The following is an 18,572-nucleotide window of genomic DNA, read 5'->3' as shown; positions in this document are numbered from 1 at the left end:
GTAGTATTCATGAAGGTAAATATCGATATTAACGATATGCATTTTGCCGATGCATGGCGAGGTTTTCACGGTGCTGAATGGAAAAGTGAAATTAACGTTCGCGATTTTATTCAGCAAAACTATACGCCTTATGAGGGTGATGAGTCATTTCTCGCGGAGGCCACACCGGCCACGGCGGCACTGTGGGAAAAGGTGATGGCGGGTATTCGCATTGAGAACGCCACCCATGCGCCCGTCGATTTTGATACCAACGTGGCGACGACCATCACCGCCCATGACGCGGGTTATATTGACCAGACGCTGGAAAAGATTGTCGGCCTGCAAACGGACAAGCCGCTGAAGCGCGCGCTGCATCCTTTTGGCGGCATCAACATGATCAAAAGTTCGTTTGAGGCCTACGGGCGGGAAATGGACGCTGATTTTGAGTACCAGTACACCGCGCTGCGCAAAACCCACAACCAGGGCGTGTTTGATGTTTATTCGCCAGATATGCTGCGCTGCCGTAAATCGGGCGTGCTTACCGGTCTGCCGGACGGCTACGGGCGCGGGCGTATTATCGGTGACTACCGCCGCGTGGCGCTGTACGGCATCCGCTATCTGGTGCGCGAGCGCGAGCAGCAATTCGCTGATTTACAGTCAAAGCTGGAGTGGGGAGACGATCTCGAAGCGACTCTGCGCCAGCGCGAAGAGCTGGCGGAGCATCGCCGCGCGCTGCTGCAAATTCAGGAGATGGCCGCGAAGTACGGCTGCGATATTTCCCGCCCGGCCTGTAATGCGCAGGAAGCGGTACAGTGGCTCTATTTTGCCTATCTGGCGGCGGTAAAATCCCAGAACGGCGGCGCAATGTCGCTGGGGCGTACCGCGACGTTCCTGGATATCTATATTGAACGCGATCTGCGTGCCGGTAAGCTGACGGAGCAACAGGCGCAGGAGCTGATCGACCACTTTATTATGAAGATCCGCATGGTGCGTTTTCTGCGTACGCCGGAATTTGACTCGCTGTTTTCCGGCGATCCGATTTGGGCCACGGAAGTGATTGGCGGGATGGGGCTGGATGGCCGCACGCTGGTGACCAAAAACGCTTTCCGCTATCTGCATACCCTGCACACCATGGGACCTGCGCCGGAACCCAATCTGACGATCCTGTGGTCAGAAGCGTTACCGATTGCCTTTAAGAAATACGCGGCGCAGGTATCGATTGTCACCTCATCGCTGCAATATGAAAACGACGACCTGATGCGCACGGATTTCGCCAGCGATGACTACGCCATCGCCTGCTGCGTCAGCCCGATGGTGATCGGCAAGCAGATGCAGTTCTTCGGCGCGCGCGCCAACCTTGCCAAAACGCTGCTGTACGCGATCAACGGCGGCGTCGATGAGAAACTGAAAATCCAGGTCGGGCCGAAAACCGCGCCGCTGCTGGATGAGGTGCTGGATTACGACACGGTGATGCAGAGCCTGGATCATTTCATGGACTGGCTGGCGGTGCAGTACATCAGCGCGCTGAACATCATCCACTTTATGCACGATAAATACAGCTATGAAGCCTCGCTGATGGCGCTGCACGATCGCGATGTCTACCGCACGATGGCCTGCGGTATTGCCGGGCTGTCGGTGGCGGCGGATTCTCTGTCGGCCATCAAATACGCCACGGTAAAACCGGTGCGCGACCATACCGGTCTGGCGGTGGATTTTGTGATTGAAGGCGAGTACCCGCAGTACGGCAATAACGATGAACGCGTGGACAGCATTGCCTGCGATCTGGTCGAGCGCTTTATGAAGAAAATTAAAGTGTTGCCTACATATCGTAATGCGGTCCCTACGCAGTCAATCCTGACCATCACCTCTAACGTGGTTTACGGGCAAAAAACCGGTAACACGCCGGATGGACGTCGCGCTGGCACGCCATTTGCGCCGGGCGCGAATCCGATGCACGGTCGCGACCGGAAAGGGGCTGTCGCCTCGCTGACCTCGGTCGCTAAGCTGCCGTTCACCTACGCCAAAGACGGCATCTCCTACACCTTCTCCATTGTTCCGGCGGCGCTGGGCAAAGATGACGTGGTGCGCAAAACCAACCTGGTGGGACTGCTCGACGGTTACTTCCATCACGAGGCAAATGTGGAAGGCGGGCAGCATCTCAACGTTAACGTGATGAACCGCGATATGCTGCTGGCGGCGATTGAACATCCGGAAGCCTATCCCAACCTGACCATCCGCGTGTCCGGTTATGCGGTGCGGTTTAACGCTCTGACCCGCGAACAGCAGCAGGATGTGATCTCTCGTACTTTTACTCAGGCGATTTAAGATGAAAAAGAGCATTACAACAAAACGTGCACCCGGCGCGATCGGCCCCTACGTACAAGGGATCGACCTGGGCAAGCTGGTGATCACCTCGGGGCAGATCCCGGTTGATCCTGAGAGTGGGGCGATCCCGGAAGCGGTGGCCGATCAGGCGCGTCTGAGCCTGGAAAATGTGAAGGCGATTATCACCGCCGCCGGGTTAACGGTGGGAGATATTATTAAAACCACCTTTTTTATCAGCGATATGAACGACTTCGCCGCTATCAATCAGGTGTACCAGCAGTTTTTTGATGAGCATCAGGCGACCTATCCGACGCGCAGTTGCGTGGAGGTGGCCCGCTTGCCGAAAGACGTGAAGCTGGAAATTGAAGCTTTCGCCCTGCGCGGTGACACGCTGTAACACGACGCCAGCCGTGGGCTGCGCGTTCCGCCAGCCCACGCTTTAACAACGCTCCTGTTTTCCCGGTTATATCTTTGAGGTGCTAAACATGATTAGCGTGTTCGATATTTTTAAACCTGGTATTGGGCCTTCCAGTTCCCATACGGTCGGCCCGATGAATGCCGGCAAATGTTTTATCGAAGCGCTGGAAGCGCTCGGGCTGGCCACGCAAACGACGCGGCTGGTGGTCGATCTCTATGGCTCTCTTTCTCTGACCGGAAAAGGCCATGCCACGGACACGGCGGTGATTATGGGGCTGGCGGGTAATCGTCCGCAGAGCGTCAATATCGACGCCATCCCCGGTTTTATTCAGCAGGTGATGCAGAGCGGCGTTTTGCCGATTGCAGATGGCGCTACGTGCGTTGCATTTTCCCCTGCCGACGACGTCATTTTTCATTCGGAAACCTTGCCCCGCCATGAAAATGGGATGCGTATCAGCGCGTGGCGCGGTGAAGAACGCTTGTTGAGTAAGACGTATTACTCCATCGGCGGCGGTTTTATTATCGAAGAGGTGGACTTCGGTCAGGATCGTCAGGTTGACGTGCCGGTGCCCTTCGCTTTTCGTTCCGCCAGCGAATTACTGGCGCTGTGCGAAACGCACGGCCTGTCTATCTCTGGCCTGATGCTGCAAAACGAATTAGCCCTGCGCAGCAAAGACGAGATTGACGCGCAGTGTGTCAGCCTGTGGGAGATTATGTCTGCCGGTATTCAGCGTGGGATGAATACGGAAGGCGTGCTTCCCGGCCCGCTAAAAGTGCCGCGTCGCGCGGTCGCATTGCGGCGGATGCTGGTCTCCTCCGACAGCCTGTCCAGCGATCCGATGAACGTGATCGACTGGATCAATATGTTTGCCCTCGCCGTCAGCGAAGAGAATGCGGCAGGTGGGCGCGTCGTGACCGCGCCGACCAACGGGGCCTGCGGGATCATCCCGGCGGTGCTGGCCTACTATGACAAGTTCAGACGTCCGGTCAACACCGGTTCGATTTCCCGCTACCTGCTTGCCGCCGGAGCGGTAGGGGCGCTGTATAAAATGAACGCGTCTATTTCAGGAGCGGAAGTGGGTTGTCAGGGGGAAATCGGCGTAGCGTGCTCAATGGCGGCGGCGGGGCTAGCGGAGCTTCTCGGCGGTAGCCCGGCACAGGTCTGCGTCGCGGCGGAAATCGCCATGGAGCATAACCTCGGGCTGACCTGCGATCCGGTGGCGGGGCAGGTGCAGATCCCCTGTATCGAACGTAACGCGATCAATGCGGTAAAAGCCGTGAACGCGGCGCGCATGGCGCTGAGACGCACCAGTGAACCGCGCGTCTCACTCGATAAGGTGATCGAGACGATGTACGAAACCGGTAAAGATATGAACGCCAAATACCGGGAAACGTCGCGCGGCGGGCTGGCGATCAAAGTGGTGTGTGCGTAATGCGTTGCGGCTGCACCCTCGCAGGATGGCGCAACCCGGACGGGTGATTATACCGTTCGGCTTAGCGCCGCGCCGTCCGGGATAACGTCTTCTTCCGCCAGCCTGCCTTCGGCGTCCACGACGATCGCCTCCAGTTCGCTCAGCATCTCTTCATAGCCAAAGGCCGGAGGCACGGCAACCATCGCCGGTTGCGTGACGGGAACAGGGTTAATCGCAGGACGTTTTTTAGTTGTTTTTTTGCTCATGGGTTTACTCACTTGCTTAGTGGAACTACACCGGTAAATCTATCAGTAAAGCGCGCAGTGGCGTATCGGCAACCAGCGTTATGTTAGCCTCATCACGAATAAAAGCGCCATCGCCGCAGGTCAGCGTCTGGTTTTCCTGCTGCTGGGTCTGCGCATGGAACGTACCATGAATGGATTGCAGATAGGCGCGCGGTCCGTGGATCTGAAAACTGAGCTGTTCGCCTTTCTCCAGTTCAATATGATGTACCCACACCTGCTGGCGCAGTTGCAGACTCTCACTGCTCCCTTCCGGAGAAGCCAGCAGTTGTTGTGCGGTATCGGTAAGGGCAATTTTTTGCAGCGGCGGGTTCTCCCGCTCCGGACAGGCATCCAGCCAGAGCTGCATACGCGTCAGCGACTTATCCTTACTCAGGTTATGCTCGCTGTAACTGACGCCGGGCTGAGTGGCGATCAGCAGCGCTTCACCGGCTGTTGCCTGAATATGGCTGCCTTCGCTGTCGCGGTATTCCGCCGTGCCTTCCAGGATAAGGTTAAGGATATCCACTTTTGGGTAGGTGCGCGGCTGGAAAGATGCGCCGGGGGCCAGCACTTCCTGGTTTAGTACGCGCAGGGAAGCGTAACCCAGCAGTTTCGGGTCGAAGTAGTGTCCAAAGGAAAAGGTGTAGCGGGCCTGTAGCCATCCGAAATCTGCCTGCCCACATTGTTTAGCGGTTCGGGTAGTAATCATAATTCTTGACCTCTTTTTACACTAAACTCATGTTAAAGCGATGGACGCTTCAATGTAAGCCAGATATTCTGCCCGGTATGTTCAAATTTCCTGAACGAGAGCGAAATGGCTAAAGATAGAGCACTCACGCTGGAAGCCTTGCGCGTTATGGATGCCATCGACCGACGCGGCAGCTTCGCCGCCGCCGCCGATGAGCTGGGACGCGTGCCTTCTGCCCTGAGCTACACCATGCAAAAGCTAGAAGAAGAACTGGATGTGATCCTGTTCGACCGTTCCGGCCACCGTACCAAATTTACCAACGTCGGGCGAATGCTCCTTGAACGTGGCCGCGTTCTGCTGGAAGCCGCTGACAAGCTGACGACCGATGCCGAAGCGCTGGCCCGCGGCTGGGAGACGCATCTGACGCTGGTCACTGAAGCCCTGGTGCCCACTCAGGACATTTTCCCGCTGGTGGAGAAGCTGGCGACAAAATCTAATACCCAACTCTCGATTATTACCGAGGTGCTGGCCGGAGCGTGGGAACGCCTTGAGCAGGGGCGGGCGGATATTGTTATCGCGCCAGATATGCATTTCCGCTCCTCGTCTGAAATTAACTCCCGCAAGCTGTATAAAGTGCTGAACGTGTACGTTGCCGCGCCGGATCATCCTATCCACCGCGAACCCGAGCCGCTCTCTGAAGTCACCCGCGTGAAGTATCGTGGCGTTGCCGTTGCCGATACCGCCCGCGAGCGTCCGGTCCTGACCGTTCAGCTTCTCGATAAGCAGCCACGTCTGACGGTCAGCTCGATTGAAGATAAACGCCAGGCGTTATTGGCCGGGCTGGGCGTCGCCACCATGCCGTATTCGCTGGTGGAGCAGGATATTGCAGAAGGACGTTTGCGCGTGGTCAGCCCGGAATATACCAGCGAGATTGATATTATTATGGCCTGGCGGCGCGACAGCATGGGCGAGGCTAAAGCGTGGTGCCTGCGTGAAATTCCTAAATTATTTATGGGACGCTAATGAGAATATGGCGTTTTCTGCCAGGGATAAATGACCGGGGTACCCCACTGGTTAGCTTCTGTTTTAGCCTTTTGTGAACACAGAACTATCAGGACTAACCAGCCTCCTGGAACCAGCATCAGCAATGCAAGAATACCACTAAAATTTGCATCATGCAGACGGCGAACCGTCACGGAAATCAAAGGCAATATTCCAACCATAAAATGCGCGCTCATGGGGATAGCAAAAAGTCTGCAAATATTATTTATTAGCGGACTATCTTCCGCAAACATAATTCCCCATGCAGCTATAGCTATAAAAATCAAGAATATTAAAAAATATATAATATTAAAAACCCAGTACTCAGCGATGCTTGCACGCCCGGAAAAGGTTGAGCAATGGTTCCAGGAGTGTTTATACAGTTTATACCAGTTGTGCATTTTTTCACTCATAAAAAAGGCACCTGTTAAAAGGTGCCGCTTAGAATATTATTTGCTTATACTGTATTTCGGATCGTTACCGAAGCGGTTAGTACCGGAGGTGCCTTCTTTGCAATAAAAGACGATTAGCACAATCGCCCCTATAAGAGGAATAAGGCTGATAAACAACCAGAAGCCAGAGCGATCGGTATCATGCAGGCGGCGTACGCTGACGGCCAGTGCCGGCAGTAAGGTAGCTAACACATAAATGATTGTGAGCCACGGAATCTCCATACCCAATATCATTTGAACAACATTGAGTACAGCGCTAATAATGGCGTTGATTAAGGCGAACATCCAAAATTCCTGGCGGCGTGCGCGACCGAAAAAACCAACGTAATTCTTTAAAACTCCAATATACCAATTCATATTAAACTACCTTGTACAATGAAAGATTGTGCGAAGTCTATTTGATTTTGACGTCGTTCACATCTTTAGTGTCCATTTTTAGGATAATATAAAGGGTTGATAGATATAATGAATTTTAGTGGTTCAATGAATTTGCCTTTTATATGAGTATGCAGATAAAACAGCCGGCCCGGAGATAAAAAACGTTTCTAACAGGAGGAGCCGGGGCTAATGGCAAACCGGGTGGCAATGGTTCGTACCGTTTTGCCGGGTGGCGGCTTCGCCTTACCCGGCCTACAAAAATTAATAATATTAATTTGTTATGCGCAATTCTCAGGACAGTGCAAGCGACGCGCCGTCAGGCACCATTCCACGCGATAACGTTTGTCAGTCCTCTGAGCGAGCCAGATCATCCCCACGAATGGAGCTTAGGAGCAGGACCGAAACGGTTATTGCCTGGCGTACCGTTCTGGCAGTTAAACACCAGGATCACCAGCCAGCCGACGACCGGGATAAGCAGTAACAACAGCCACCAGGCCGAACGGTCGGTGTCATGCAGGCGACGAAACTGTAATGCCCACCAGGGTAAAAATATCAGCACGCCGTAAATGGTCGTCAGGATGCCTTCACCACCGGCACGCTGCCAGCCGAGCAGCTTATCCAGTACGCCGAGCACAAAGGTCAGAATGATATTGACCAGCACGAACATCCAGTACTCTTTACGTCGCGCCCGGCCGCCAAAACCAATGTAGTTCTTCAGAGCTTTAAGATACCAATCCATTTCAACCTCAATCAGCTATCAATCATTTGTTTTATAAGCATTAATATAATATTAATCGCTTTTATGGAAATGGTGAAATTATTTAGCTGAGTGATGTATTGAGGCAGAGGCACTAATATGGCAGCCGCCCGAAGTGGTTTTCCCCTTTACTACCGGGAAGCAGCGACAGCGTGAGCGTGAACAGAATGCTGCCGAGAGGAAGCTGACCCAGCAATAAAATCAGAATAACCCACCATCCGGACCAGTTGAGATCGTGCAGTCGGCGAATATGTGAACAGACAACGGGAATAAGAAGCAGGAGGCCCAGAATGATCCATATCGGCAAAAATTTGAACAATAGATGAAGAGGCAGAAACCATTCTATAAGGGCCGGGATAGCGATCAACGTGACATTAAAACAGGCGTACTCCCGGCGATGTCCCCGGCAATCCCACGTGCAGTAGTTTTTCAGGCAATACCAGAACCATTTCATGATGACATCCTTTTCGCAAACTGTCAGGCAGAGTAACTTGATGAGCCTGAATAATAAAGGGATTCGCATTGCGGTGATAGCGTTTCTGTCAGCGATCTCCAGGTGTTTTTATTGCGCCCATCTCAACCCGGATGGATAAAATTCCCGCGAGATGCTGCTTTCTTCAGCACTAATTTTGTGAAGCCGGGCGTATTTCTGTTTACACATACTTGTATGGTACGTCATCCGGCGGTAGCCTCATCTCATCAAGCAGAACCTGTTGTCGTAATGAAACGCCTTGCGTCGACATGGCGATAAATCCCCTTGTAATAAAAGGATCCCTCATGCCATTAGTTCCCTTCGATGAAATGAAACAGACCGTTAAGCAGGCTTTCCTGAACGCTGGTCTCGATGAAGCGCAGGCCGATATCTGTGCGCAGGTTCATACTGAAACCAGCTGCGACGGGATTTTCTCGCACGGACTAAATCGGGTCGCCCGATTTGTTGATTATGTGCAAAAAGGCTGGATTGATATCAATGCCGAGCCAGCGCTGGTGAAGTCGTTGGGGAGCTTTGAAATTTATGACGGCCAGCGCGGGCCTGGCATTACTAACGCCTTGTTCGCCGTTGATCGGGCAATGGCGCTGGCGACCGAACATGGTATGGGCCTGGTCGGCTTGCGTAACACAACCCACTGGATGCGCGGCGGCACCTACGGCTGGCGGGCGGCGAATAAGGGATTTGCCGCCTTATGCTGGACCAATACCGAATCCTGTATGCCTGCCTGGGGAGCGAAAAACACCCGTCTGGGAAATAACCCTTATGTCATGGCCGTGCCGATGAAAGAGGGGGCGCTCATCCTGGATATGGCGATGTCGCAATACGCCTACGGTAAGTTGCAGGTCACACGTCTGAAAGGCGAAAAATTGCCGTTCCCGGGAGGCTTCGATAAAGAGGGCAATCTGACCGATGAGCCAGGCCCGATTGAAGAGTCAATGCGTATCCTGCCGACCGGCTACTGGAAAGGCTCCGGCATGGCGATCGTACTTGATGCGATGGCGGCCTTCCTGACGGCGGGCGCACCCACCAATGAGATTGATAAAATTCAGCAGGGAAGCTGCACCGGGGCCAGTCAGGTCTTTATGGTGTTTAATCCCGAACACTTCGGTGGCAAAGAATTCAGCGAGAACATGGCCGCCAGCATCGCGGAATACGTTAAATCCTCAGAGCCTGCGGAAGGCAACGACGAGGTTTTCTATCCGGGAGAAAGGGAAGTGAGCCGTCGTACCCGCCATCGTGCAGAAGGCATTCCGGCAGATGACAGCGTATGGGCGGAAGTGCAGGCGCTGGCGCAACGCTGAGTGGCACGCGCGGCGAGGGTCATTCGCCGCGCGGCTGGACGGGTTAAGCAAATCGACTATCGCGGCCGTGCGGTTCATCCAGATCCTGCCATGGCCCGATGGAGATAATTCCCGTCGGGTTGACCGTTTTATGGCTGCGATAATAGTGGTTACGAATGTGGGCAAAGTTGACGGTTTCCGCAATGCCCGGCGTCTGGTACAGATCGCGCAGAAAGCCATGAAGATTGAGGAAATCGCTAATCCGGTGCTTATCGCATTTAAAATGGGTGGCGTAGACGGGATCAAAGCGGATCAGCGTGGTCCACAAACGAATATCGGCTTCGGTTAACCGATCCCCGGTCAGATAACGATGTTGCCCCAGGATCTGTTCCAGACGGGCCAGTGCCGCAAAGACCTTTTCCACCGCCTCGTCATAAGCCTGCTGGCTGGTGGCAAAACCTGCTTTATACACTCCGTTATTCAGATCGTCGTAGATCCAGCCGTTCAGTTCGTCGATTTTCTCGCGTAGCGCGGCAGGATAGTAATCGCCTGCTTTGGCCCCCAGCGCGTCAAACGCCGTATTGAACATACGGATAATTTCTGACGATTCATTGCTGACGATGGTCTGATTTTTTTTATCCCACAGGATCGGGATAGTAACGCGGCCGGTGTAGTGTGGATCGGCGTGCAGATAAAGCTGGTAGAGAAAATCATGGTGATAGAGCTGGTCGCCGGTGGCATCCGGAAAATCATCGCCAAAGGTCCAGCCATTCTCCAGCATCAGCGGATGCACCACGGACACCGGGAGGAAGGGTTCCAGCCCTTTTAGTTTGCGCACGATCAGCGTGCGATGCGCCCACGGGCAGGCGAGGGAAACATACAGGTGGTAACGATCTTTTTCTGCCGCGAAACCCCCCTCTCCGGAAGGACCCGGCGCACCGTCAGCGGTCAGCCAGTTGCGGTAAGCGGACGCGGAACGTTTAAATTTACCGCCTGTGGATTTGGTATCGTACCAGGTATCCTGCCAGACACCGTCTACAAGTTGTCCCATCTTCTCCTCCGTTATAAAGCCGGTTTGCGCAGGCTTGCCATCAATCTGGCGTTGGGTGCGTAATAATGCCCGGCGGCGTTGGCCTACGATCTGGCATCAACCTAACGTTCAGCGCGTGAAAAACGTAGGCCGGGTAAGCGAAGCGCCACCCGGCATTATTACGCTACGGACCTTAACGTTATTCCCCAGCCCTTGCGGTATTCATTTCAGTATAGAGCGCTTACCACTTTTTATTCAGCAGGCGGTCGATACTAAACGCGCCCGGACCGGTGATCGCCAGCAGCAGGAAGCCGCCTGCGATGGTCAGGTTCTTCATAAACATCAGTGAGTTCACGCCTTCCGCAAAGTTACTGTGGAAAATAAACGCCGTCAGCAGCGTAAAGCCTGCGGTAAACAGTGCCGTGGTGCGGGTCAGGAAACCGAACAGGATAGCCAGACCGCCGCCAAACTCCAGCAGGATGGTCAGCGGCAGCAGGAACCCTGGTACGCCCATCGCTTCCATATATTGCTGAGTCCCGGCATAGCCCGTAATTTTGCCCCATCCTGCGGTGATAAACAGAATTGGCATCAGAATTCTTGCTACCAGCACGCCAACATCTTCTAATTTTTTCATTTTTCTCTCCCGAAAGCCTTATTTTCTCAATAGTGTTATTAGCCAGCAATAGAGGCGTTTGCCGCAGGTTTGCTGTCGATGAGGAGAATCATAAGCGGGAGTGATAACGATTGTTAGCAAGGAAAACTGTCAATCTTCTTCAAAAAATATGAGTAATAGCATCTTAATAAAAAAGCCCGCGTGCGTTGCCGCAGGCGAGCTTGATATGCAAGAGTAATGGACTAACGCAGGCGCTGATTACGGATCGTCGTTTGTACGAGACGCCATGCGCTCCAGATACCGAAGCCACGTTTTCCCCAGCGCACTAAGAAACTGGGGTTACGCACGCTCCAGATGGCCATCACGCTACTGCCTACCAGCGCCCAGGCGCGGAGGTTAAGCAGCGTATTCCAGCCACGGTCGTAGCCTCCGGTCACTTCCAGCCAGTCGCGGCGGCTGGACGATAAATCCAGCCGCTGCTGTTGGATCTGACTGAGCAGCCAGGCTTTACGCTGTTGGCGTTCCTGCTTGCTACTCAAGACTTATCCTCCTCCAGCAAGGAACGGTCGTTAGCCAGTTCCTGACGGGTGTGGCGTAAGAATGTGGTGCGACGCGCCTTAACCAGCGTCCATATTCCTCCGCCTATAGCCAGCAGGAGCAGAACGGCGGTGGTACCTATCATCACATTCAACCGATATTGCGGATCGACAGCCCAGATGATCAGGACCATCAGACTCATCAGGCCAAAGGCGGCGAAAAGCATTGTCAGTCCCAGCATCAGCAGCAACTGGAAGATATTCGCTTTCTCTTCTTCCAGCTCTACCACTACCAGCCTCAGCCGCGTTTCCACCATCTCGATAATGATTGAGACGATCCGCTGCCCGATTCCCAGCACGCTTTTTCCGGGCCCCTGTGCTTGACGATAATCAGCCATAATTATCGACGCGCCAGTAGAACACCCAGCACTACCCCAATGGCAGCACCGATGCCTACACTCGCCCACGGATTTTCACGCACGTACTCATCGGTACGCTCGGCCGCAACGCGGGTCTGTTTTGCCAGCGCGTCGCCGGTTTCGCCCAGGCTCTTACGGCTGTCTTTCAGCGCGCGTTCTGCTTTGCTGCGCAGCTTGCTCATTTCTTCTTTGGATTTATCGCCTGAAGAGCTCAGCACTTCTTCCAGCGTATCCGTAAGGGATTTCAACTCGGCGCGCAGATGATCGGTATTGTTGTCTTTAGACATAAATGTTCTCTCCAGGTGAGTAAGTTAAATTTCCGTAAACTCAATAATCCCGCGATTCCAGCGCTTTCAGGTCTTTCTGCGCTTCCTTGAGTTTATTTTCGCGTTTCGTTACTTTTTCCGCATCGCCTTTCTGTCTGGCCTCCTTCAGATCCTCTTGTCGTTCAGCCACTTCTTCTTTCTGATCGGCAATTTTCTTCTGATGGTCGGCGCGTAACTGACTGTCGCTACAGTTCGCTTTAACTTCGCTCAGGGCTTTCTTCAGGCCAGTGATACGACTCTGATTGTTATGCTTTTGAGCGTAGCTAATTTCACGCTGTATATCCTGTTCCTTTTCCTGACAGGGGGTCTGAGCCCAGGCACCTGCACTGATGGATAAAAGAGCAAAAGCGGTAACGATGCGGTATTTCATAAATGAAAGCTTCCATAATGTTGCGGCGCATTGGGACTGTGCCTGCGCGTCCAGGCCAAAAATGATGTGATTGCCTTGCGCATACTTAAGAATAGTAAGTAAACGAGAAATCACCAAAATAAGTTAAAAGATTCAGAAAGGTGGAAGAAATTAGCCGAATCGACGTGAGGTATCCCGCAAACGGGTAAGCCACATTGTCGCCTGATCGTCTTCGTCCTGCTGGGCGATGATGTACCCGTGGGGCAGCGAGCGGTCGAGCACTTCTTTCGCTGCGGCGCTCTGGGCACTGGAGTCAAATTTGATAAGCAGGGTATCTGCATGCGGGGTAATACTTTTGAAACGAATGCCGTTGGCATCGAGTTGATGCCAGACGGAGAAGCCGTCAGGGACGCTAACGCCCTGACTTGACGGTCGAATAGCCAGCGTTGATTCGTGGCGCTGAAGCGTAACGCCTGCATAAAACAAGCAGGTAAACAGGGTCAGCGCGCCAAGACTCCAGGTGATTCGACGCAGTAGCGTATGTTTAATTGCCATCACTTGTCCTCAATCTCCCGGTGTTTCTTCTTCCAGAGAACCACCAGCGAGCCGATCAAGCCAAATACCAGCAGCACTACCGGCAGCAGCATCAGGCAGGACATGAGCTTATCTTCGTACTTGAGAAAGACCGGAGTCTTACCCAGCAGATAGCCCAGCGTTGTCAAAATAAGTACCCATAGCAGGCCGCTAATCCAGTTAAAAAACTGGAAGCGGGCGCTGCTCAGGCCGGAAATCCCGGCGATCGTTGGCAGCAGCGTGCGGACAAACGCGATAAAGCGGCCCATCAGCAGCGCGGAAAGCCCGTGCTTATGAAAAAGATGGTGCGCCCGCTGATGATAGTGCGCAGGCAGGTGCGACAACCATTTTTGCACCAGCCGGGTATTACCCAGCCAGCGCCCCTGAATGTAGCTGAGCCAGCAACCGAGGCTTGCCGCCATGGTTAACAAAATAATGGTTTGCGGATAGCCCATTGCCCCTTTGGCTATCAGGACGCCGACCAGCACCAGTAAGCTATCGCCTGGCAGAAAAGCCGCAGGCAGTAATCCATTCTCAAGAAACAGGATCACAAACAAAACAAAATACAGCATGCCAATCATGGATGGATTCGCCAGCGTTTCATAATCCTGGCTCCAGAGGGCATGCATCAACTGAGTAAAAAGTTCCATTCAATATTCCTGGTACATCGGTTAACGTCGCGACGGAACGCGGTTTAACTACAGGGCGACCTTTTATTTATCGTAAGCGTGGCCGCAACAAACCCGTTCAGACAATTCCTTGTCATCGAGCGAGGTGAGCAATAACTCACTCACTAAAGTGCAAAATGCATCTAATTGTAACAAAGGTGCGGAAATTCGTCACAGTAATTGCAGCGTATTGAGGTTTGATTTTGCTTGCTGGAACCGATTCAGGCGAGGAGTTTTACACTCTCTGACACAATAAGTGCTTTGCTTACCAGAAAGCGGCGCGGCAGGCCATGAATGACCTGCCGGGAGCGGGGGACTTATTTTGCGCTGGCGAGCGCGGTATCGAGATGAACTACCGGATTTTCGGCGAAAAGATAACGGTCAGCGTTAAATTCAAAGTCGTCGCTGGTTTCGTTAAACAGCATCTGCTTGGTGTTTTCAAGATGCTGCCACATCGCCAGTTTTGCCGCATGCGGATCTTTGCGGATCAGCGCTTTGAGGATCTGATCGTGATCGTCACACCAGTTATCGACGGTGCGCAGATCGATATGGTCGTGCAGCTTTTTCCAGTACGGGTTATGCACGCGCTGGGTCCACATTTTTTCGACGATGGCGGCCAGCGCCGAGTTCTGCGTGGCGAGCGCCACCTGAACGTGGAACTGGAGATCCCATTCGGAGTCGCGGAAGCATTTCTCTTTACGCGCCATCTCCTGAATTTCCATCAGCTTCATGATGTCCTGCTTCGTCACCTGGGTGGCGGCGAATTCGGCAATGTTACTTTCAATCAGCTGACGCGCCTGTAACAGTTCAAAAGGACCGTAGTTGGCAAATTCCTGAGTTTCGTCGGGGATGTGGTAGTGCTTTGCCTGATTAGAGATGACATGGATACCGGAGCCTTTGCGGACCTCAACGTAGCCTTCTACCTCCAGCATAATGATGGCTTCACGCACCACCGTGCGGCTGACATTTTTTTCATCGGCAATGAAACGCTCAGCGGGCAGTTTATCGCCCACTAAATAGACACCCTGCTCAATGCGCTGCTTAAGGTCGGCGGCAAGCTGTTGGTATAGACGACGTGTTTCGGTAATTTCCATTTGTGCTCCGGACGGAATAAGGCACCTTTATTTGTTATACCACTTTTACGCTTCGGGCACCACTGCACGACGAAAAAGCCGCCCTTTACAGGCGGCTTCTGCGGTTGATGACAAACCGTCTGTAGAACACGGGGCGACCACCGGGTTGGGCCTCCCTCTGGGAACCCAATCCCGGTGTTTCCCCTGACAACTTCCTTTGCCAGCAATCGAAAAAGCCGCCCTTTACAGGCGGCTTCTGTGGTTTACATCAGGAGCGAAAATAATCAGTTCTGGGTCGCCGGATCGTTCCTCGGCGGTGACTGAACAATCTCTGCGGCCGGTTTATTTTTCAGTACCGTCCAGATAACCAGCGCACCGAGAAGGTCGAACACCGCCAGCACCGCGAACAGCGGGCTGAAGCCGATAGTATCCGCCAGCGCACCGACCACCAGCGCAAACATGGTACTTGCCATCCATGCTGCCATCCCGGTCAGACCGTTTGCCGTCGCCACTTCGTTACGACCGAAGACATCCGAAGACAGGGTAATCAGCGCGCCGGACAGAGACTGGTGCGCAAAACCACCTATACACAGCAGGCCAATCGCCACATACGGGCTGGTGAACAGACCAATCATGCCTGGGCCGATCATCAGCAGTGCACCCATGGTGACGACCATTTTACGCGACACAATCAGGTTCACCCCAAACCAGCGCTGGAACAGCGGCGGCAGGTAGCCACCAACGATACAGCCAAGGTCAGCAAACAGCATTGGCATCCAGGCAAACATAGCAATCTCTTTCAGGTTAAAGCCGTAGACTTTAAACATGAACAGCGGGATCCATGCGTTAAACGTTCCCCATGCTGGTTCCGCCAGGAAACGCGGCAGGGCGATACCCCAGAACTGACGGGTGCCGAGGATCTGCCAGACGGACATTTTTTTGCCGTTATTGGTCTGATGCTGAGCTTCCTGACCGCCAATGATGTATTCGCGTTCTTCTTCAGTTAATTTTTTCTGGTCGCGCGGATGTTTGTAGAAAATCAGCCACGCCATTGCCCAGATAAAGCTCAGTACGCCAGAAATAATGAACGCCATCTGCCAGCTATGCATCACGATAGCCCAGACCACCAGCGGCGGAGCAATCATCGCACCGATGGAAGAGCCGACGTTAAAGTAGCCTACGGCAATGGAACGCTCCTTCGCCGGGAACCATTCGGAGCTGGCTTTCAGACCGGCGGGGATCATTGCCGCTTCTGCCGCACCGACCGCGCCACGCGCCAGTGCCAGACCGCCCCAGCTGCCTGCCAGCGCGGTTGCGCCACAGAAAACTGCCCAGGCAATAGCAAAGAAAGCGTAGCCAATTTTAGTGCCCAGAATATCCAGCACATAACCTGCTACCGGCTGCATCACGGTATACGCTGCTGAATAGGCCGCGATAATGTAAGAGTATTGCTGCGTGGAAATATGCAGCTCTTCCATTAATGTCGGTGCGGCAGCCGCCACGGTATTACGTGTCAGGTAGCCCAGAACGGTACCCATAGTCACCAGGGCGATCATATACCAACGTAAACCTTTAATTTTACGCATTTAAAACCTCTTCGTTATGGTATGTCCGCATTTGACGCGGTCACATCTCAGTCGTTGTCATGGGATGTGCTAGTAATGGAGAGCCGTAGCGGAGTCATACACCGGCACGATCTGCTCCTTGCTATGTAAAGACTTCATAAGTCATCGGCGTCCATACCGGTAAATCTGATGAACATGTCATCAAGAATGCATTCATTGACGCTATGTGTTGCGACGGCAGAAAGATAACTTGTCATACAACTTTAAAAGGTGAGTGCCGTCACAAATGTGTGAATCTTTGTAAGGATATTGTTTTCCTCAATAAAAGCCTTCAAAAGCAACGGTTTGACATTGGTTTACTCCCCAGGGAGTAGTTTTTTTATCCTTTTTTATTGATCTAACTCACGAAAATATGCTCGGACTGTAGAAATTGGTGTGATAACTTTGTCAGCATTGAACATATGCATCAGACGCACTCTCTGAGAGGAAGATGAAATGACCCCGTTTATGACCGAAGATTTCCTGCTGGATACCGAATTTGCCCGCCGTCTCTATCACGACTACGCGAAAGACCAGCCGATTTTTGACTTTCACTGCCACCTGCCGCCGCAGCAGATTGCGGAGAACTACCGTTTTAAAAACCTGTATGATATCTGGCTGAAAGGTGACCACTACAAATGGCGCGCGATGCGTACTAATGGCGTGGCCGAACGCCTGTGTACCGGCGATGCCAGCGACCGCGAGAAGTTTGACGCCTGGGCTGCTACGGTGCCGCACACTATCGGCAACCCGTTATACCACTGGACGCATCTGGAGCTTCGCCGCCCGTTTGGTATTACAGGTAAGCTGCTTTCGCCGTCTACTGCGGATGAAATCTGGGAACGTGGTAATGAACTGCTGGCGCAGGACAAATTCTCTGCCCGTGGGATCATGCAGCAGATGAATGTGAAGATGGTTGGCACCACCGACGATCCGATCGATTCTCTGGAGCACCATGCCAGCGTTGCCAAAGACACCAGCTTCACGGTTAAAGTGCTGCCGAGCTGGCGTCCTGACAAAGCGTTCAATATCGAACAGGCGACGTTCAATGATTACATGGCGAAGCTGGGCGAAGTCTCCGACACCGACATCCGTCGCTTCAGCGATCTGCAAACCGCGCTGACCAAACGTCTGGACCACTTTGCCGCGCACGGCTGTAAAGTCTCCGATCATGCGCTGGACGTGGTGCTGTTTGCGGAAGCGAGCGATGCCGAGCTGGACAGCATTCTGGCGCGTCGTCTCTCCGGCGAAAGCCTGAGCGAGAAAGAGATCGCACAATTCAAAACCGCCGTGCTGGTGTTTCTTGGCGCTGAATATGCGCGTCGCGGCTGGGTGCAGCAGTACCATATCGGTGCGCTGCGCAATAACAACCAGCGCCAGTTCAAACTGCTGGGGCCGGATGTTGGCTTTGACTCCATCAACGACCGTCCGCTGGCGGAAGAGTTGTCCAGACTGCTGAGCAAACAGAACGAGCAAAACCTGCTGCCGAAAACCATTCTGTACTGCCTGAACCCGCGCGATAACGAAGTGCTGGGCACCATGATCGGCAACTTCCAGGGCGAAGGGATGCCGGGCAAAATGCAGTTCGGCTCCGGCTGGTGGTTTAACGACCAGAAAGACGGCATGGAACGTCAGATGACGCAACTGGCGCAGCTTGGTCTGTTAAGCCGTTTCGTGGGCATGCTGACCGACAGCCGTAGCTTCCTCTCCTACACCCGCCATGAATATTTCCGTCGCATCCTGTGCCAGATGATTGGTCGTTGGGTAGAGGCAGGCGAAGCCCCGGCAGATATTCAGCTGCTGGGCGAGATGGTGAAAAATATCTGCTTTAACAATGCGCGTGACTACTTCGCCATTGAACTGAACTAAGCCTTG

General features: G+C 53.4%; 22 protein-coding genes. 6 read left to right on the top strand and 16 right to left on the bottom strand.

Annotated elements, in window-relative coordinates; translation table 11 throughout:
- Positions 1-9: 9 nt before the first annotated feature.
- From pflB to tdcG, 3 genes are all read left to right on the top strand, one after another.
- Positions 10-2,304, top strand: a complete 2,295-nt coding sequence (gene pflB, locus INT84_RS12315; RefSeq protein WP_194207025.1) for a formate C-acetyltransferase — start codon at positions 10-12, stop codon at positions 2,302-2,304.
- A gap of 1 nt (position 2,305) precedes the next feature.
- Positions 2,306-2,701 carry an enamine/imine deaminase gene (locus tag INT84_RS12310; RefSeq protein WP_194207024.1) on the top strand — a complete coding sequence of 132 codons (396 nt, stop codon included), beginning with the start codon at positions 2,306-2,308 and terminating at the stop codon, positions 2,699-2,701.
- 88 nt (positions 2,702-2,789) lie between these two features.
- Positions 2,790-4,154: an L-serine ammonia-lyase gene (gene tdcG / locus INT84_RS12305; protein WP_194207023.1), complete on the top strand. Its 1,365-nt coding sequence runs from the start codon at positions 2,790-2,792 to the stop codon at positions 4,152-4,154.
- 47 nt (positions 4,155-4,201) lie between these two features.
- Here tdcG and INT84_RS12300 read toward each other — a convergent pair whose 3' ends face one another.
- Positions 4,202-4,399, bottom strand: a complete 198-nt coding sequence (locus INT84_RS12300; RefSeq protein WP_194207022.1) for a hypothetical protein — start codon at positions 4,397-4,399, stop codon at positions 4,202-4,204.
- Between the two features lie 25 nt (positions 4,400-4,424).
- A complete protein-coding gene (locus INT84_RS12295) occupies positions 4,425-5,126 on the bottom strand; it encodes a pirin family protein (RefSeq protein WP_194207021.1) in 702 nt (233 codons plus the stop codon).
- A 105-nt stretch (positions 5,127-5,231) separates the two neighbouring features.
- Here INT84_RS12295 and INT84_RS12290 point away from each other — a divergent pair, with 105 nt between their 5' ends.
- Positions 5,232-6,128 (top strand): LysR family transcriptional regulator, encoded by an 897-nt coding sequence (locus tag INT84_RS12290; protein ID WP_194207020.1) that lies wholly within the window; start codon positions 5,232-5,234, stop codon positions 6,126-6,128.
- Here INT84_RS12290 and INT84_RS12285 read toward each other — a convergent pair.
- The 4 genes from INT84_RS12285 to INT84_RS12270 all read right to left on the bottom strand — a co-directional run bounded on the left by INT84_RS12285 (position 6,125) and on the right by INT84_RS12270 (position 8,187).
- Positions 6,125-6,559, bottom strand: coding sequence for a DUF805 domain-containing protein (locus INT84_RS12285; RefSeq protein ID WP_194207019.1), 435 nt, complete (start codon positions 6,557-6,559; stop codon positions 6,125-6,127). The two genes, INT84_RS12290 and INT84_RS12285, sit on opposite strands and share 4 nt — an antisense overlap.
- Before the next feature lie 36 nt (positions 6,560-6,595).
- Positions 6,596-6,955, bottom strand: coding sequence for a DUF805 domain-containing protein (locus tag INT84_RS12280; protein WP_194207018.1), 360 nt, complete (start codon positions 6,953-6,955; stop codon positions 6,596-6,598).
- A 388-nt stretch (positions 6,956-7,343) separates the two neighbouring features.
- A complete protein-coding gene (locus tag INT84_RS12275; RefSeq protein WP_194207017.1) occupies positions 7,344-7,715 on the bottom strand; it encodes a DUF805 domain-containing protein in 372 nt (123 codons plus the stop codon).
- Between the two features lie 112 nt (positions 7,716-7,827).
- Complete coding sequence (locus INT84_RS12270; protein ID WP_194207016.1) at positions 7,828-8,187, bottom strand: DUF805 domain-containing protein; 360 nt, start codon at positions 8,185-8,187, stop codon at positions 7,828-7,830.
- Between the two features lie 323 nt (positions 8,188-8,510).
- Between INT84_RS12270 and yiaK the strand changes: the two genes are divergently transcribed.
- Positions 8,511-9,527: a 3-dehydro-L-gulonate 2-dehydrogenase gene (gene yiaK, locus INT84_RS12265; protein WP_194207015.1), complete on the top strand. Its 1,017-nt coding sequence runs from the start codon at positions 8,511-8,513 to the stop codon at positions 9,525-9,527.
- Between the two features lie 43 nt (positions 9,528-9,570).
- Here yiaK and INT84_RS12260 read toward each other — a convergent pair whose 3' ends face one another.
- The 10 genes from INT84_RS12260 to INT84_RS12215 all read right to left on the bottom strand — a co-directional run bounded on the left by INT84_RS12260 (position 9,571) and on the right by INT84_RS12215 (position 16,679).
- On the bottom strand, positions 9,571-10,557 hold the full coding sequence (locus tag INT84_RS12260) for a glutathione S-transferase family protein (RefSeq protein WP_176919882.1): 987 nt from the start codon (positions 10,555-10,557) through the stop codon (positions 9,571-9,573).
- A 220-nt stretch (positions 10,558-10,777) separates the two neighbouring features.
- Positions 10,778-11,170 carry a DoxX family protein gene (locus tag INT84_RS12255; protein WP_176919883.1) on the bottom strand — a complete coding sequence of 131 codons (393 nt, stop codon included), beginning with the start codon at positions 11,168-11,170 and terminating at the stop codon, positions 10,778-10,780.
- A gap of 221 nt (positions 11,171-11,391) precedes the next feature.
- Positions 11,392-11,688: a YqjK-like family protein gene (locus INT84_RS12250; RefSeq protein WP_194207014.1), complete on the bottom strand. Its 297-nt coding sequence runs from the start codon at positions 11,686-11,688 to the stop codon at positions 11,392-11,394.
- Entirely contained in the window at positions 11,685-12,083 is a 399-nt protein-coding gene (locus INT84_RS12245; protein ID WP_194207013.1) for a phage holin family protein, read from the bottom strand. The genes INT84_RS12250 and INT84_RS12245 overlap by 4 nt, the downstream gene beginning before the upstream one ends.
- 2 nt (positions 12,084-12,085) lie before the next feature.
- Entirely contained in the window at positions 12,086-12,391 is a 306-nt protein-coding gene (locus INT84_RS12240) for a YqjD family protein (RefSeq protein WP_176919886.1), read from the bottom strand.
- A 40-nt stretch (positions 12,392-12,431) separates the two neighbouring features.
- Positions 12,432-12,800: a DUF1090 domain-containing protein gene (locus INT84_RS12235; protein WP_176919887.1), complete on the bottom strand. Its 369-nt coding sequence runs from the start codon at positions 12,798-12,800 to the stop codon at positions 12,432-12,434.
- 150 nt (positions 12,801-12,950) lie between these two features.
- Entirely contained in the window at positions 12,951-13,334 is a 384-nt protein-coding gene (gene mzrA / locus INT84_RS12230; RefSeq protein WP_176919888.1) for an EnvZ/OmpR regulon moderator MzrA, read from the bottom strand.
- Positions 13,334-14,002, bottom strand: coding sequence for a DedA family general envelope maintenance protein YqjA (gene yqjA / locus INT84_RS12225; RefSeq protein WP_194207012.1), 669 nt, complete (start codon positions 14,000-14,002; stop codon positions 13,334-13,336). The genes mzrA and yqjA overlap by 1 nt, the downstream gene beginning before the upstream one ends.
- A gap of 335 nt (positions 14,003-14,337) precedes the next feature.
- Positions 14,338-15,114, bottom strand: coding sequence for a transcriptional regulator ExuR (gene exuR / locus INT84_RS12220; protein ID WP_176919890.1), 777 nt, complete (start codon positions 15,112-15,114; stop codon positions 14,338-14,340).
- Positions 15,115-15,377: 263 nt separating this feature from the next.
- Positions 15,378-16,679, bottom strand: a complete 1,302-nt coding sequence (locus INT84_RS12215) for an MFS transporter (protein ID WP_194207011.1) — start codon at positions 16,677-16,679, stop codon at positions 15,378-15,380.
- 474 nt (positions 16,680-17,153) lie between these two features.
- Here INT84_RS12215 and uxaC point away from each other — a divergent pair, with 474 nt between their 5' ends.
- Positions 17,154-18,566, top strand: coding sequence for a glucuronate isomerase (gene uxaC, locus INT84_RS12210; RefSeq protein WP_194207010.1), 1,413 nt, complete (start codon positions 17,154-17,156; stop codon positions 18,564-18,566).
- Positions 18,567-18,572: the final 6 nt, after the last annotated feature.

The organism is Superficieibacter sp. 1612_C1 (assembly GCF_015234305.1).
GTDB lineage: Bacteria > Pseudomonadota > Gammaproteobacteria > Enterobacterales > Enterobacteriaceae > Superficieibacter.
This window is presented reverse-complemented; position numbering and strand designations above follow the sequence as displayed.

Coding starts and splice junctions, on each gene's coding strand:
- INT84_RS12240 (WP_176919886.1), bottom strand. CDS start 12,391: ATGTCTAAAGACAACAATACCGATCATCTGCGCGCCGAGTTGAAATCC.
- INT84_RS12280 (WP_194207018.1), bottom strand. CDS start 6,955: ATGAATTGGTATATTGGAGTTTTAAAGAATTACGTTGGTTTTTTCGGT.
- INT84_RS12285 (WP_194207019.1), bottom strand. CDS start 6,559: ATGAGTGAAAAAATGCACAACTGGTATAAACTGTATAAACACTCCTGG.
- INT84_RS12260 (WP_176919882.1), bottom strand. CDS start 10,557: ATGGGACAACTTGTAGACGGTGTCTGGCAGGATACCTGGTACGATACC.
- INT84_RS12300 (WP_194207022.1), bottom strand. CDS start 4,399: ATGAGCAAAAAAACAACTAAAAAACGTCCTGCGATTAACCCTGTTCCC.
- uxaC (WP_194207010.1), top strand. CDS start 17,154: ATGACCCCGTTTATGACCGAAGATTTCCTGCTGGATACCGAATTTGCC.
- yqjA (WP_194207012.1), bottom strand. CDS start 14,002: ATGGAACTTTTTACTCAGTTGATGCATGCCCTCTGGAGCCAGGATTAT.
- tdcG (WP_194207023.1), top strand. CDS start 2,790: ATGATTAGCGTGTTCGATATTTTTAAACCTGGTATTGGGCCTTCCAGT.
- pflB (WP_194207025.1), top strand. CDS start 10: ATGAAGGTAAATATCGATATTAACGATATGCATTTTGCCGATGCATGG.
- INT84_RS12235 (WP_176919887.1), bottom strand. CDS start 12,800: ATGAAATACCGCATCGTTACCGCTTTTGCTCTTTTATCCATCAGTGCA.
- INT84_RS12310 (WP_194207024.1), top strand. CDS start 2,306: ATGAAAAAGAGCATTACAACAAAACGTGCACCCGGCGCGATCGGCCCC.
- mzrA (WP_176919888.1), bottom strand. CDS start 13,334: ATGGCAATTAAACATACGCTACTGCGTCGAATCACCTGGAGTCTTGGC.
- yiaK (WP_194207015.1), top strand. CDS start 8,511: ATGCCATTAGTTCCCTTCGATGAAATGAAACAGACCGTTAAGCAGGCT.
- exuR (WP_176919890.1), bottom strand. CDS start 15,114: ATGGAAATTACCGAAACACGTCGTCTATACCAACAGCTTGCCGCCGAC.
- INT84_RS12215 (WP_194207011.1), bottom strand. CDS start 16,679: ATGCGTAAAATTAAAGGTTTACGTTGGTATATGATCGCCCTGGTGACT.
- INT84_RS12290 (WP_194207020.1), top strand. CDS start 5,232: ATGGCTAAAGATAGAGCACTCACGCTGGAAGCCTTGCGCGTTATGGAT.
- INT84_RS12245 (WP_194207013.1), bottom strand. CDS start 12,083: ATGGCTGATTATCGTCAAGCACAGGGGCCCGGAAAAAGCGTGCTGGGA.
- INT84_RS12255 (WP_176919883.1), bottom strand. CDS start 11,170: ATGAAAAAATTAGAAGATGTTGGCGTGCTGGTAGCAAGAATTCTGATG.
- INT84_RS12295 (WP_194207021.1), bottom strand. CDS start 5,126: ATGATTACTACCCGAACCGCTAAACAATGTGGGCAGGCAGATTTCGGA.
- INT84_RS12270 (WP_194207016.1), bottom strand. CDS start 8,187: ATGAAATGGTTCTGGTATTGCCTGAAAAACTACTGCACGTGGGATTGC.
- INT84_RS12275 (WP_194207017.1), bottom strand. CDS start 7,715: ATGGATTGGTATCTTAAAGCTCTGAAGAACTACATTGGTTTTGGCGGC.